The following is a 15,011-nucleotide window of genomic DNA, read 5'->3' on the forward strand; positions in this document are numbered from 1 at the left end:
TGGTCCTTTTGCTTTGTAGCAGAAGGGCTTTTTTCGGGTTTTTCCACCGAGCAGTGACTAGTTTTTTTGTCTGCACTGCTTTTAAGAACATAAAGGAGCAAGTACAGTGAGAACGCGACGCACCATCCCTTTTTCGTTGGAGACAATGAACCTGTCCCTTAATAATTGTGAAACGAACAGTGAATTCATGGCGCAATGGTAATTTTTCTATAGTTATTAAGAACCATTTACAGGAAATCTAATTGTTTATAAAGACAACCTTTCTTATACTACAAATGTTCTGAATATTATGAAAAACAAAGGAGTTGGGATGTTATGTTAAAAAGAAGGCTATCTGTTTTGCTCATCTTGGTGTTGTTCATGATGATTTGTTCTGTTGTTGCTGCTGAAGAACCTACATACGAAATTAAGAGTGGAACAATGATGTACCAAGGGTACGAACGTACCTATAAATACTATGTTCCTTCCACTTACACAGGAAAGATGGCCCTTCCTTTGATGCTTTCATTCCACGGATCGGGAAGTAGCGCTGACGGACAAATCACTTTAACTGACTATCATAAGATTGCTGAAAAGGAAGGATTCATCGTTGTTTTTCCAGATAGCACAGTAATCAATGAGGACGATGAAGTTATCATCTCTGATGATAACTCGTTTGACCCTAATTCCCCCTTAATCAGAAGGTGGAATACTGGAACAGCGACAGGAACACTTGCAGGCATCGATGATGTAGGATTTACTTCAGCTTTAATTGACCGATTTAATGAATCATTCAATATTGATTTAAGCCGCGTGTACGCTTCTGGGATGTCCAATGGCTCAATGTTTTCCAATCGTTTAGCTGTAGAGCTTTCTGACCGAATTGCAGGAATCGGTGCGGTCACAGGACAATTAGGTTCTAATTTTATAAACCAGACCCCTAAAGCTCCAGTTACCGTTGTCCATGTCATGGGAGACACGGACCCAGTTGTTCCTTATGAAGGAAGACCAGGATCACTTCTATCGGTTGACGCCACTATCGATTATTGGAAACAAGCAAACGGTACTGTGAAAAAAGCAAGGGTTACTGAACTGCCACAGATCAGTGAGGGAGATCAAACGAAGGTTGTCCGCGAAGTGTATGGCGGTGGAAAATACGGAACGGAGGTCATTCTGTATAAGGTAGAAGGTGGCGGACATACTTGGCCTGGTGGACCACAGTACTTGTCTACGAATCTTATTGGCTTTACTAGTTATCACATAAATGCTAGCCAAACAATCTGGGATGAACTCAAAACTCATAAAATCGCTAAATTAAAGAAAGAGAATCATAAATAATCTTTGATGGTCCCTCTGTTGATGACAGGGGGATTTTTTTTGTGATGAGTGAGACATGGGGACAGGCCCCTTGTCTCAGAAGGAGAATAATCATTGCTCGGGGGAGGAAAAGGGATGTCTCCGTTTGTCCAAAATTCTTTGTTATTGGCAGCAGGACTTTTAATATTTTTGTTGAAATATAGCCATGTGTGTTCTTCACTTTTCGTTTCCCTCTTCTTTCCTTTAGAAAGTTTCTTTTAATGTTGTTATGCCCCCTGTTTTCTTCACTACTTTATGATCAAGTCATTTAAGTGTTTCTTCCATTTTTAATTCATTTTTCTGTCTTACTCTCCAAATAAGCGGGACAAAGGGACAGGCACTGTGTCTCACTAATCCATTCCATACTATTAAGCAAGGAACAACACATTCGGGACAGCGGACCTGTCCCCTTGTCCCAAATGAGGTGATTGTAGATGCCAAGATTAGCGAGGGAGAAAAGTAGAACTGGTGTTTATCACGTTATGTTGAGAGGAATTAATCGACAAATCATCTTTGAAGAAGATGAGGATAGGAGGAAGTTTTTAGAGACGCTAAAGAGGTTTAAAGAGAGTAGCCTATTTGATTTATATGCGTATTGTTTGATGGACAACCACGTCCATTTATTAATCAAGGAGAATGATGAAAGCATTTCGGTTTCTATTAAAAGGATTAGTTGTAGTTATGTTCATTGGTACAATACCAAATATGAAAGGTGTGGACATTTGTTTCAGGACCGCTTCAAGAGTGAAAAGATAGAAACGAGCTTGTCTTTTTTAAGGGTACTTCGGTACATTCACCAAAACCCATTAAAGGCAGGTTTAGCTAGAACGGTGTTCGATTCTAGCTGGACTAGTATCCATGAATATAGAGATAAAGCCGATTTAATTACAATTGATAAAGGGTTAAGCCTCTTCCACGCTGATAGGAATTTAGCACTCGATCATTTTAATGCATGCATGACGGAAGAAAGCGAAGAGCAATGCATGAGCAATGAACCAAGAATCAAGGTCTCCGATAGTCAGTTGTTAGACTATCTGCGTTCAAAAGGAGTTATAGAAAAAAATAAGCTTCAGCAAATGAAAAAAGAAGACCGGGATGCTATCCTGACTAATCTTAAAGAAATAAAAGGTGTGTCAATCAGGCAGATTTCTAGAGTAACAGGAATATCAAAAAGCGTCATTGAACGAGTCGGACGGGGGGACAGGCACTGTCCCCATGTCCGACCGGCCCCCATATATGACTCGGGGAACCCCGTTGTCCCGAACCGGGAGAATCTCATGTTCTAATAGGTCAGTTCCTGCAAGATGTCTTTATCGGCTCGCAACTTATTCAGAGCTCCGGTGCGCCAGGCTTTGACCGCAGATACACTGACGTTTTCAATCGCCGCGATTTGGCCAATTTTGAGTGCCTTATAGCAGTGGTAAATGACCCACTTAGTCTGATTTTCTGTTAGTTGATGTTGTTGGCATACCGCAAGAATCCTGTCCTCTTCATCTGAAAAAGTTCCGTTTGTATCCTCCAGTAATTCAAAGAATGGCTCTGTAGCAATGAAAGAATGGTCTTCCTCATTTTTCGCTCGCTTTAGTTCAGTTAACATTTTTCCTTTTATATAGACGTAGGCATAGCTTGTAAACGATCCTTTCTGAGGGTTGAAGCGTTCAAATGCCTCCCAAAGACCGATAAGTCCAATCTGAAAGAACTCCTCTTTGTTTTTATAGATTTGTAAGGTCCGTAGGATACTGTGAATCATTGGGGTGTATTGCGTTTTCACTTCTTCAAAGCTTTCCATTGGTGTTCCCTTCACAAAGCGCGCTTTGCTTTTGTATTCCCGGGTATCTTTAAGATAAAGGGATTAACATTTTTCATCGAATCTGCCTAGTTCACTTTTGTAGCCCCAATACCCCTTTAACAGTCAAAAACGGAGGCAAATTTGATTTTTGATGAGGAAAATCACTATTTAAGGCAGACTTAGTATGAATTTGCGGGAAAAATTGACAGGTTCCTGTCCAGGTTAAGGATTCTTTTTAGGGGGGGACGGCTACTTAACCTGTGACAAGAACAGTGGGAATCGTCATTGCAGGTGGTCAGAGTAGACTCAAGTACACCGTTTGTTTAATTCCTTCCTCTAAGGGTATCTAGTTATAAATGACTTCTTAGAGGAGGAGTAGCATGACAAACGAAAAGATTATTAAAATTGTAGGGATATATGATCGAGAAGAACAGGCTGTTGGGGCAGTGGAGGAATTAAAAAGCCAAGGATATCATCAGGAAGAGATATCAATGATTACAAATAACAGGGAAATGCTTGAAAAACTCGGAATCGACAAACCGACTCGTTCAAAGATGAATGAAGGTGCAAAGACAGGGGCAGCAACTGGTAGTTTAATAGGAGGCTTGGCAGGACTATTGGCTGGGTTTGGGGCGTTTACCATACCTGGAATTGGACCCATTCTTGCTGCAGGACCGATTGCCGCGGCGTTCGTCGGAGGATCTGCTGGAATTGGTGTTGGTGGTATTACCGGAGCCCTAATTGGGTTAGGGATTCCCGAAGAAGAAGCCAACCGGTATGAAAAGGAAATGCAACAAGAGAAAATCCTTGTTATCGTTGAAAAACAGATTACCAAGCCATTAATAAAGCCAATGGATCATACCGCATCAGAACGAGAGTTAACTGAAGTTGACCCCTCTAAAGAAATACCGAAACGTTCAGCAATGGATCAGGTTGATCCTAGTCGTTATTTTTAATCGGGAAAAAGAGCGCATATCCTAGAGTGCTAGAACAGTAAATATTTTAGGGACAGTATAAAGATACTGTCCCTATTTCTATCTTAAATTGTTACTAAATCCCGCAGCACAAATTCCTCAACAACCTTGGCCACTCCGTCATTCATGTTTGTATCCGTTACATAGTTTGCTACACTTTTAATATCGTCAGGGGCATTTCCCATTGCAACGCCAAGACCAGCGAATTCAATCATTTCTTGGTCGTTGTAGCTGTCCCCGATAGCGATCACCTCTTCACGTGTAATCCCAAGTTCCTTGATAAGGTGGTTTAAGCTAGTTCCTTTGGTAACTCCTTTTTCAGTAAACTCTAGGAAGAAAGGCTTGGAACGCATGACACTAAAGTCTTCAGCTAATTCCGCTTGGAGCTTTGCCTCGACGACTTTCAGTTTGTCAGGTTCGCCGATCATTAACGCTTTCACGACTTCCTCTTTGACACCCTCAACAAAATCTTCTACTAGTTTAATTGGCAAATTTGTTAATTGCGATTCTATCGTTGTATAAGGGTTGTCCACAGCTGTAATAATTTCATTCCCCACATACGTATGGATCATGACACCTTCACGCTGGCTTAATTCATACAGCCTTTTCACGTCACTTAAAGACAAGGTACTACTAAACAATTCTTCTTTCGTTCTGTAATTGATGATTTTTCCTCCGTTAAAAGAGAGGATGAAGCTTCCGTATTGTGCTAAGGCAAGCTCATCTGCAATGGGTAGCATTCCAAAGGTTGGACGACCAGAGGCAAGTACCACTTTAACGCCGTTTTCCTGTGCCTTCATCAAGGCTTCTTTCGTACGATTTGAGATTGTGTGATCATCTCGGAGCAACGTATCATCTAAATCTAGAACAATCATTTTATAGGACATATAGATTCTCCTTTAAATTTTTTTCAGGGACAGGGGGATACCTTTTCCTTGGTGAAAAGGGGAGACTACTTGAGCTTTTCCTGGACAATTGGTCAGACCCTTTGTCCTGGTTTAAATAAATATCTCTGGTTATACTATATATTAACTAGCTCTTCTTGTATTATAGCTCTGATTTGGTTTGTGTTTTTCAGTAAACATTTCCCAAGTTAATCTACGTGTTACGAGTAAGGAGCTAGTTTTTATATTTTGGACAGATAGTCTAATTTGCGTAAAAAATGGTTTTTAAAGGGAATTTCTCTTATATTTTGAAATCATTAGGGGTAAACTATTAAAATAAAACTATATCCTTTTTATTATGAGGTATCAAATGGAAACCAATCAATATATCCAAAATCTTCTTCAGGAATGTGAGCAATTAAAGAAGGAAAATCGTTATCTTAAAGAACAAGTTAGTTTGCTAATGCAGCACCAATCTTCAATTCAAAATTCTTCCCAAGAATCCTCCCTCGTTTCGAAACAATCATCTCTTGAGTCTAAAATCAAATTATATAACAGCTTGTTCAAAGGAAGAAAGGATGTATATGCACTTCGTTGGGAGTCTAAAACGGGTAGAAGTGGATATACCCCAGCATGTGCACTTGAATGGAGGCAGCCTATTTGTCTGAAACCTGCAATTAAATGTACAGACTGTCAACACAGAACACTCCTTCCAATCACGAACCAGGTGATCATTGACCATTTAAGTGGCAAGCATGTGGTTGGTGTGTATCCAATGAGTAAGGATGAAACTTGTTCCTTTTTAGTTGTTGATTTTGATAAGCACAATTGGAAACAAGATGTTACTGCTTTTACACAGGTGTGTAGGGGTTTGGATGTTCCATATAGCATTGAACGCTCTCGTTCTGGGGATGGTGCACATGTTTGGTTCTTTTTTAATACGGATATCAAGGCATCTGTTGCAAGGAAGCTTGGCCTAGGTTTGCTTTCGAGGACACTAGAAAAGCGGCATGAACTGGGAATTGATTCTTATGATCGCATGTTCCCAAATCAAGATACGTTACCAAAAGGCGGTTTTGGGAATTTAGTGGCGTTACCTTTACAGAAACATGCTGCTAAAAACGGGAATAGCCTGTTTGTTGATGATGCTTTCAATCCCTATCCAGACCAGTGGATATATTTATCTCACGTAAAAAGGCTAACCCAAGAAGATTTGTCTATTTTTATGAAAAAGTTACATGGGGATACGATTAGGGAAAATGCTATTGATTACCCTCTCCCTAAGAAACTGACAGTCCAATTAAAAAGTGGTCTTAACATAAAAAAGGACCAGCTTCCTTCAGCGTTAATAGCTCGGCTCGTTCAGCTAGCATGTATAAAAAATCCTGAATACTACAAAGCTCAGAAAAAAAGAAAGTCTACGAATGGAATTCCTCGAATAATAAACTGTAGCGAGGAAGATTTAGAGCATCTAATACTGCCACGTGGGTGTCAGGGGGATCTTGAGGACCTTTTAAAGGAATTAGGAGTAGAAGTGAAATATATAGATTCTCGCTATAGTGGAGATGAGATTAACGTGATCTTTAATGGTCAACTAACTTCCCTTCAATTAGAGGCCGTTTCACAGTTGTCAGGGAGTACAAACGGTGTATTATCGGCAACAACAGGATTTGGAAAGACCGTCGCAGCAGCGGCTTTAATTGCAGAGAGAGGGGTTAACACGTTAATTATTGTTGACCGTACTCAACTACAGCTCCAATGGGTTGAGAAGCTTGCTTCTTTTTTAAATGTACCTTTAAAAGAAATCGGTCAGTATGGAGGAGGTAAAAAGAAGCTGACCGGTAAAATAGATGTGGTTACGATACAGAGTTTGACATCAAAACAGGAGTTGAAGTCTTTTATAACCCAATACGGCCAAATCATTGTAGATGAATGCCATCATATTTCTGCGTTTACTTTCGAACGTGTTCTTAAAAAAGTTCGAGCAAAATATATCTATGGTCTTACAGCCACTCCCATCCGCAAAGATGGACTACACCCGATTATTTTTATGCAGTGTGGTCCCATTCGTTACAAGGTAGATAGCAAAACGCAGGCAAAAGTACGACCTTTTGTTCATCGGCTAATGGTAAGGAAAACAAGCTTCACCACTTCATCAGACGACATTCAGAGTATTTATCAGATGTTAGCTGTTGATGATAAAAGGAACCAACAGCTATTTAATGATGTTTTACATACGCTTGAAGAAGGCAGGTCACCGATAGTTCTAACAGAACGAATTGAACATCTTGAATCGTTAAAAAAACAATTCAATGGGTTTGCAAAGAATATCATTGTCTTGACTGGCAATCTTTCAAAAAAGCAGCAAAAGGCCGAACTAGACCGGCTCGCACAAATACCTGATTATGAGGAGCGACTGGTCCTTGCAATAGGAAAGTATATCGGCGAAGGATTTGATGATGCAAGGCTCGATACGTTATTTCTTTCGATGCCTATTTCATGGAAAGGTACACTTCAGCAATATGTAGGACGACTCCATAGATTACATGACAGAAAACGAGAGGTTCGGGTCTATGATTATGTGGACACCAACGTGCCAATCCTAGAAAAGATGTTCTTAAAGCGAAAAGCCGGTTATAAGAATATGGGGTATGTTACAGAGGCAGAAGGCGCCATTACAGGTGAACAGATGAGGTTATTTTGAGTGGGACAAGGGGACAGACACCTTGTCCCGGCAGTGTAGTAGCTTTGGGTGAAAAGGAGTCTATCTAGGACAGTGGACCTGTCCATCGCCTTGTCCGCTCGTCTAACTTACCTTTTGTTTCAATTCCGTCCCCAAAGGAACCACTTGTTTTTTAGAGTAATTCATAATAATAATACCAAAGGCTACAAATCCGATCGCAGCGAGGATCATGGGGTTTTGGCTTTCTCCGGGAACCAGCCATGCCGATAGGATGGTCCCAAATACAGGGGTGAGGAAATTATAGATGCTCACTTCGCCTGCTTTATTATATTTTAATACAGTTGTCCAGAGAGCGAATGCGACTGAAGAAAGAAATGCGGCATAAATCAATAAGCCCCAGCCATATCCTGTAAAGGTAATGGCGCTCTCACTTAGTTGCGGAACACCTATGAGAAGCAACACAATGGCGCCGATGGTTAATTGCCACCCAGTTAAGGTAACAGGTGGGATGTCTGTTGCTAATTCTTTCGTCATAATCGTCGCTACTGCACTGGTCAAACCAGCCAGAATCATGTATCCTTCTCCCATTAGTTGAAAATCAAACTGAAATTCTTTGCCCCAATTGGCAATAATAATCCCAACGAAGCCAGCCAAGACCCCAATTGATTTTTTCCAACTCATCTTATCATTTTTATAGAAAAAGTGCGCAATGATGACAGAAAGGAAGATTCCACTAGATGATAAAATCGCTCCTTGCATGCCAGAAACATTGGATAAGCCAATATAAAAGAAATAATATTGTACAGCTGTTTGGATGATGCCAAACAAAATTAAAATGAACAGTTGTGACCTTTTGATCAGTAATTGTTTGCGGTTTGTAATGAAGAGGAAGGCTAAGAGAAAAAGCCCAGCCAATAAAAATCGCATCCCAGCAAAGACAATTTGAGCAATTGGGTCATTAGCAGGGAGTTGCAATTCCACATTACTAATCTTTAAAACTGGGAAAGCACTCCCCCATAATAACGTACAAATAACCGCAATTCCCAAAACGCCCCATTTATCTTGAAATAAGGATTTTATTTTCAAATGAATACATCTCCTACTACTTAATCAATGAACAATGAATAATCTTATCACATGGTTTATAAGAAATAGTAGAGGAAAGTTTAGGGACAGAGGGATAGGGACAGAGGGACAGGCACCTTGTCCCAATTGTACAGTAGACTTTGATTGAAAAGGAGTTGGTCTTCCTTTTGCTGGGACAGAGTGCCTGTCCCCTTGTCTTGAAATCTGGTAATCTTATAAAAAGACAAGGAGGGTAATTATGGTAAATCCAGCATGGCTGTTTGTATTGGCTGCTATTATTGCTGCTTTAGGGATATTGGCTGCATTTAAAAACCTAATGCTACATGTACAAGAAAGAATTGAGCAGAACGAGGAACTCAGTATGCAATCGCTGCAAAAGAAGCAGGGGCAATTTTTCATTAGGGTTGCAATGAGTGAGTCCATCCCACTCTTATTAATTGTGTTTGGCTTTATATCAATGGATTCCTCCAAAGAGCAGAATCCCTTCATTCCGCTGCTCTTGATTTTGGCAGTCTTAATTTTTGTCCTGTTCCAAGTCATTAACATTCGTAGAAATGTTTTAGGGTTTGGCGAGACAACAACGGAACTAAAGAATATTGTCAATACCTTGTGTTTTCTCGGCGGAGCACTCATGTGTGCCATTCCGATTATTTCGATTGTTGCATTGGTGATCATGATGTAAGGGGTATCAAAGTGACTTTTCCCACACTTTGTCCGATGAAAGCGAAAATTTAGCGTGTGTACCATCCGCCCAATTAGCGAAAAGCTAGTTGGGCTTTGTTTTTGATTAGTTTCACCTCGAGGTCCAGATTGTATGTAATTGACCTGAGACGATAACCTTTCACCCTGTCCCACCAGAACTTATGAACTTGTACCTTGATGGAACTGGGACAATGAACCTGTCCCCCTGTCCCAGTGCATGAGATTGGGATATTGTGCAAATAATACTGGCAAAAAGTTCAGGGGGTTAAGAGTTGAAAAAGGTATTTTTGTGGTTTATCACATTGGCTTTATTGTTTGCATTAGGTGCTTGTTCGACGCGGGACAAGGATGAAGGGAAGGAGACTAAGAAAGAAGAGGAAAAGCCAAAGGAGACGACCTTGTATGACAGTATTAAGGAAAAGGGTATTCTCAATGTAGGAACAGAGGGAACGTATGCGCCGTATACTTTCCACAATGAGAAAGACGAACTAACAGGATATGATGTAGAAGTAATTAAAGAAGTGGCAAAAAGAATGGAGTTAAAAGTTGAGTTTATGGAAACTCAATGGGATTCGATGTTTGCTGGTCTGAATTCTGGTCGATTTCATTTGATTGCCAATCAGGTTGGAATCAATGAGGATCGAAAGAAAAACTACGATTTTTCTGAACCGTATACGTACTCAAGTGCCGTGCTGGTCGTACCAAAAGACAGCAAGGGAATTTCTTCTTTTGAAGATTTGTTAGGGAAAAAAGCGGCCCAATCATTAACAAGTAATTATGGGAAAATCGCCGAGGAAAATGGAGCTGAACTGGTTGGTGTTGAAGGGTTAGCGCAAGCCATCCAATTAATGAAACAAGGGCGTGCTGAAGCAACGGTCAATGATAAATTAGCGGTGTTGGATTATATCAAACAGCAGGGTGATGAGGAGATTACCATTATTGCTGAATCAGATGATGTATCGGAAATGGCTTTTACATTTAATAAAGACAACCAAGAGCTTGTTGACGAGGTCAGTAAACATCTAAAAGCGATGAAAGAAGACGGGACCTTAAAAGCAATTTCGGAAGAATGGTTTGGCGAAGATGTTTCTACAAAGTAATGTCCTTTATACCATCACAGCGGGAATGGAGGGATGGGAGTTATTTAGGAACTCCCTTCTTCCGATGCTATCTGGAGCCATTCAATATACGATTCCGCTGACGCTCATTTCGTTTGCTGGAGGGTTGCTGCTAGCGTTACTAACGGCGATGATGCGTCTTGCGAAGTCGCGATTTATCCAGCTTCCAGCGGTTGTCTATGTCTCGGCAATCCGCGGCACGCCTTTACTTGTACAATTGTTTATCATTTTCTATGGACTTCCAAACATCGGATTGAATATCGACCCATTTCCAAGTGCAGCGATTGCGTTTATTTTAAATGTCGGTGCTTATGCCTCTGAAATTATCCGTGCATCGGTTCTTTCGATTCCGAAAGGGCAGTGGGAGGCAGCATATACAATCGGGATGTCGCGGGGGACTGCACTACGAAGAATTATTTTGCCACAATCCGCACGCGTATCCGTTCCGCCATTATCCAATACTTTCATTAGTTTAGTAAAAGATACCTCACTTGCTTCCTTGGTACTTGTGACGGAGTTATTCCGTAAAGCCCAAGAAATTGCCGCAAGAACCTATGATTTTTTATTATTGTATGTTGAAGCGGCGCTTATCTATTGGGTGATATGTTTTCTCTTATCGTTGGTACAAACAGTAATTGAAAGGCGTTTGGACCGATATGTGGCGAAGTAAGGAGGGGAGAGTTCATGTTTTTGACGATCAGTGGGTTAGCAAAATCATTTGGGGACAATAAAGTGTTAAAGGATATCAATCTTGAACTCGATAAGGGTGAGGTATTATCGATTATTGGTCCTTCTGGCTCTGGAAAGACGACATTATTGCGTTGTTTTAATGGGCTAGAAACACCTGATAAAGGGAGGATGAGCTTTGAAAATGGGTTAACGATAGATTTTGGAGAGAAGGCTTCTAAACAGTCAATTGACACTATGCGTAAAAAGTCCGCAATGGTGTTTCAATCATATAATCTATTTCCCCATAAAACCGTACTAGAAAACGTGATTGAAGGTCCGGTAATCGTCCAAAAAGAAAAGCGGGCTAACGCTGTGGAGCGTGCTGAGGCATTACTTGAGAAAGTAGGATTAAAAGAGAAGAAGGATTTTTATCCTCATCAGTTGTCGGGCGGACAGCAACAACGGGTTGGAATCGCGCGTGCCTTAGCCTTGAAACCTGAGTTAATGCTGTTTGATGAACCAACGTCCGCACTTGATCCTGAGTTGATTGGCGAAGTGTTGACCGTGATGAAAGACTTGGCAAAAGAAAAATGGACCATGATCATGGTGACCCATGAAATTCAGTTCGCCGGGGAAATCTCTGATCAAATTGTGTTCATGGATGGAGGCTATATCGTTGAACATGGCCCTCCGCAGGAAGTGCTAAAGGCGCCAAAGCAAGAAAGAACCAAGCAGTTTTTACAAAGAATTTTAAACCCCGTGTAAGAGTTCAACAGGACGATTCTTCCGCTTTCATCCTAAAATGGGTGCGAGCGGAGGAATCGTCCTATTTTTATGTGTAGTCTCCAAAAAAGGAGAATTTGTGAAATATTGGAAAAATATCTAGTTCTCTAAAAAATAAGTACTATACTAAAAAAAAGGGGGAATTGAAAAATGGTACATATCGCTGAAAATCAAATGAAAGCAGCCGTTTGGCATGAAGCAAAAGATGTTCGAGTGGAGGCAGTTGAAATCCCAAAACCGAAATCGAATGAGGTAAAGGTTGAGGTCATGTGGGCTGGCATCTGTGGAAGCGACCTACACGAATATCTTCATGGTCCAATGACGATTCCAACGGAGACACATCCTGTCTCTGGAAAAAAAGCGCCGTTAACACTGGGGCATGAATTTTCTGGTCGGGTTACGGAAGTAGGAGAGAATGTTCAACATTATAAAATTGGGGATGCGGTCGTGATTAATCCGCTCGTTTCCTGCGGCAAATGCCATGCTTGTTTAAATGGTCATGAAAATATTTGTGATTCACTAGGATTTGTTGGTTTGGTCCAAGATGGAGGGTTTGCTGAATATGTCGTGGTCAACGAAAAGCATGTAAACCATATGCCAACAAGCCTTTCTTATGAAGAAGGGGCATTAGTCGAACCAACCGCTGTGGCGGTCTATGCGGTCAAACGGAGTCAAATGAAAATCGGCCATACTTGCGCTGTTTTTGGGGTTGGACCAATTGGTTTATTAACGATTCAAGCAGCGAAAGCAGCAGGTGCGACAAGAATTTTTGCCATCGACGTTTCTCAAGAACGTTTAGTGAAAGCAAAAGAAGTTGGTGCAACTGTTGTGATTAATCCGCTCAATGAGAATGTGGTTGATGCTATCTATTCTCATACAAATGGGATCGGTGTCGATGTTTGCTATGAAGTGGCCGGTGTTCAAGCAACCTTAACTAGTTCTTTAGAAGCTGTAAAAAAATTAGGGGAAGTCATGATTATTTCACTATTTGCTGAGCTTGGTAAAGTGGATCTGTTCCAAACCGTCCTAAAGCAATACCAGTTAACCGGAAGTGCCGCCTATGACCAAGAAACTTTTAAAGAAGCCATTCGATTAATTGATTCCGGCCAAATTGATGCTAAGAAAATTATCACGAAAAAAATTAAATTAGAGAATATTGTGCCTGAAGGCTTTGAAACACTGGTAAATGATAAAGCACAATCCAAGATTCTTGTCCAAATGAAATAGTATTGACGTTCATCTCTCAATAAAAAGATTGAGAGATGATTTTTTTGCGTCATGTGGAAAAGCATCAGCGAGTCGCGGTTTGGTTAAAATAGTTATCATGAACTACACGTTACATAATGGCCAGTGAAGGAGGGATAGGATGAAACTTTCAGGGAATACAGTACTGATCACCGGCGGGGCAGCAGGAATCGGGTTTGCTTTTGCACAGCGATTCTTAAAAGCAGGAAATAAGGTGATTGTTTGCGGCAGATGCGAAGAAAAACTCCAGGAAGCACAGGAGAAAAATCCAGAACTCATTACTCGTGTTTGTGATGTTACCAAAGAAACGGAGCGAATTGCTTTATTTGACTGGGTTACGAGAGAGTACCCCGATGTGAACGTGCTTGTAAACAATGCAGGCATTCAGCAGCGGTACCATGTCCTTAAAACAAACGTGAAAGATGACTGGCGCTATTACAGTCAAGAAATTGCCTCCAACATCGAGGCGCCTTTTCATTTTGCTATGCTATTTGCGCAGCACTTTGCCAAAAAGGAGTATGCAGCAATCCTAAATGTATCATCAGGTTTAGCTTTTACTCCAATGGCGATTGCCCCGATTTACTCTGCTACAAAAGCAGCGGTTCATTCTTTTACGATGAGCTTACGGCATCAGCTTGAAGAAACGGACATCGAGGTAATAGAAATTGCACCACCAGCAGTTAACACCGATTTAGGCGGAGTGGGGCTACATACCTTTGGCACCCCTGTAGATGAATTTGCTGATGCAATCTTTACAGGCCTCAAAGCAGGTGAAACCGAAATTGGTTACGCACGTGCCGCAAAGGCGATGAGGATGTCCCGTGAAGAAATTGATGAGTCCGTAAAAACGATGTACGACAATATGAAAAACACCATTCAGTAATGTCAAAATGTGAGCTAGTTTCGAAAGGGGACGTTTTCATCCTGAAGGGACAAAGGGAAAGGGACACGGGGACAGGCACCATGTCCCAAGGAGCTTACTGGTGCTTCGGGAAAGGTGCCTGTTCTCATGTACCACCCACCCTACTACTTGTTAGTTGTTCTGGCCAAGCCTTCCAAGGGCGCCGTCTTCAACAATGATATCCTGCAAATCATAAACAGAAAGAGGGAACATTGGAAATCCAAAAACATAGGGAGTAAGCTCATATAGCTGAAAATAAATGACGAGTGTCTTGTCGGCGATGTAGAAATTTTGGTCAGGTTGTATGGTTGTGAACTCTTCTAGGAGTGGAATGTCTCGTTCTGCAATTTGGGCTAGGATTAAACCGGAGATTCTATTGATGTAATCACTATCAGGTTTAAATAAATCTTTTAACTGCAAGAGTTTGCCTTGTTTTAAATCAAAGCTTAACGATTTGATATAGGTCATCCCGTGGGCAGCTTGGTAGTAGTACGTATAATTAGAAAACGCAAGACTTAGGACATCTCGCTGATTATTCTTCACTTCGTAGGTTCCCAGCATTTCGACCACGGTTGAAGGAGATTGATTGACTTGTAGATTGATGAGTTCTTGAGTTTGATTGACAATGGAAGTATTGATGAGATGTTCCAATGCTGTGTTCTGCATTTTTACTACTCTTGGGTAAAAAACCTGTAGATCAGGGCCGTTACTGACGTTCATCGTTTTCATAAGGACAGGCAAGGTGACTGGCATTGTCATACCACCTTTTTCATCCATGGTATTCAAGTGTATCTTAGGGGTGCTTGACACTGTTCCATTCGAGGTGAATATGCAGGGGATAG

14 protein-coding genes are annotated in these 15,011 nt (G+C 41.1%); 10 read left to right on the top strand and 4 right to left on the bottom strand.

Annotated elements, in window-relative coordinates:
- The first annotated feature begins 315 nt into the window (after positions 1 to 315).
- Positions 316 to 1,317: a CE1 family esterase gene (locus H0185_RS20710; protein ID WP_221875403.1), complete on the top strand. Its 1,002-nt coding sequence runs from the start codon at positions 316 to 318 to the stop codon at positions 1,315 to 1,317.
- 452 nt (positions 1,318 to 1,769) lie between these two features.
- Complete coding sequence (locus H0185_RS20715) at positions 1,770 to 2,621, top strand: transposase (protein WP_246629331.1); 852 nt, start codon at positions 1,770 to 1,772, stop codon at positions 2,619 to 2,621.
- Here H0185_RS20715 and H0185_RS20720 read toward each other — a convergent pair.
- Positions 2,618 to 3,124, bottom strand: a complete 507-nt coding sequence (locus H0185_RS20720) for a sigma-70 family RNA polymerase sigma factor (RefSeq protein ID WP_221875404.1) — start codon at positions 3,122 to 3,124, stop codon at positions 2,618 to 2,620. The genes H0185_RS20715 and H0185_RS20720 overlap by 4 nt on opposite strands.
- A gap of 380 nt (positions 3,125 to 3,504) precedes the next feature.
- Here H0185_RS20720 and H0185_RS20725 point away from each other — a divergent pair, with 380 nt between their 5' ends.
- Positions 3,505 to 4,080, top strand: coding sequence for a general stress protein (locus H0185_RS20725; RefSeq protein ID WP_221875405.1), 576 nt, complete (start codon positions 3,505 to 3,507; stop codon positions 4,078 to 4,080).
- An 83-nt stretch (positions 4,081 to 4,163) separates the two neighbouring features.
- Here the strand turns inward: H0185_RS20725 and H0185_RS20730 are convergent, their stop codons facing one another.
- Positions 4,164 to 4,985 carry a Cof-type HAD-IIB family hydrolase gene (locus H0185_RS20730; RefSeq protein WP_221875406.1) on the bottom strand — a complete coding sequence of 274 codons (822 nt, stop codon included), beginning with the start codon at positions 4,983 to 4,985 and terminating at the stop codon, positions 4,164 to 4,166.
- Positions 4,986 to 5,352: 367 nt separating this feature from the next.
- On the opposite strand from H0185_RS20730, the gene H0185_RS20735 reads away from it, so the two are divergent.
- Positions 5,353 to 7,686: a TOTE conflict system archaeo-eukaryotic primase domain-containing protein gene (locus H0185_RS20735; protein ID WP_221875407.1), complete on the top strand. Its 2,334-nt coding sequence runs from the start codon at positions 5,353 to 5,355 to the stop codon at positions 7,684 to 7,686.
- Positions 7,687 to 7,788: 102 nt separating this feature from the next.
- Here H0185_RS20735 and H0185_RS20740 read toward each other — a convergent pair whose 3' ends face one another.
- On the bottom strand, positions 7,789 to 8,751 hold the full coding sequence (locus H0185_RS20740) for a DMT family transporter (protein WP_246629332.1): 963 nt from the start codon (positions 8,749 to 8,751) through the stop codon (positions 7,789 to 7,791).
- A gap of 238 nt (positions 8,752 to 8,989) precedes the next feature.
- Here H0185_RS20740 and H0185_RS20745 point away from each other — a divergent pair, with 238 nt between their 5' ends.
- From H0185_RS20745 to H0185_RS20770, 6 genes are all read left to right on the top strand, one after another.
- Positions 8,990 to 9,433, top strand: a complete 444-nt coding sequence (locus tag H0185_RS20745) for a hypothetical protein (RefSeq protein WP_221875408.1) — start codon at positions 8,990 to 8,992, stop codon at positions 9,431 to 9,433.
- Positions 9,434 to 9,725: 292 nt separating this feature from the next.
- Positions 9,726 to 10,553: an amino acid ABC transporter substrate-binding protein gene (locus tag H0185_RS20750; protein WP_221875409.1), complete on the top strand. Its 828-nt coding sequence runs from the start codon at positions 9,726 to 9,728 to the stop codon at positions 10,551 to 10,553.
- Positions 10,537 to 11,241 carry an amino acid ABC transporter permease gene (locus H0185_RS20755; protein WP_221875453.1) on the top strand — a complete coding sequence of 235 codons (705 nt, stop codon included), beginning with the start codon at positions 10,537 to 10,539 and terminating at the stop codon, positions 11,239 to 11,241. Before H0185_RS20750 ends, H0185_RS20755 begins: the two co-directional genes overlap by 17 nt.
- 14 nt (positions 11,242 to 11,255) lie before the next feature.
- Complete coding sequence (locus H0185_RS20760) at positions 11,256 to 12,005, top strand: amino acid ABC transporter ATP-binding protein (protein ID WP_221875410.1); 750 nt, start codon at positions 11,256 to 11,258, stop codon at positions 12,003 to 12,005.
- A 192-nt stretch (positions 12,006 to 12,197) separates the two neighbouring features.
- On the top strand, positions 12,198 to 13,250 hold the full coding sequence (locus H0185_RS20765; protein WP_221875454.1) for a 2,3-butanediol dehydrogenase: 1,053 nt from the start codon (positions 12,198 to 12,200) through the stop codon (positions 13,248 to 13,250).
- Between the two features lie 139 nt (positions 13,251 to 13,389).
- The gene (locus tag H0185_RS20770) at positions 13,390 to 14,151 is read left to right on the top strand and encodes an SDR family oxidoreductase (RefSeq protein WP_221875411.1); all 762 of its coding nucleotides are present in this window, start codon (positions 13,390 to 13,392) and stop codon (positions 14,149 to 14,151) included.
- A gap of 150 nt (positions 14,152 to 14,301) precedes the next feature.
- Here the strand turns inward: H0185_RS20770 and H0185_RS20775 are convergent, their stop codons facing one another.
- Complete coding sequence (locus H0185_RS20775) at positions 14,302 to 14,922, bottom strand: DUF3298 and DUF4163 domain-containing protein (protein WP_221875412.1); 621 nt, start codon at positions 14,920 to 14,922, stop codon at positions 14,302 to 14,304.
- Between the last annotated feature and the right edge of the window lie 89 nt (positions 14,923 to 15,011).

It is taken from the genome of Mesobacillus maritimus (assembly GCF_019749255.1).
Taxonomy (GTDB): domain Bacteria; phylum Bacillota; class Bacilli; order Bacillales; family Cytobacillaceae; genus Mesobacillus_B; species Mesobacillus_B maritimus_A.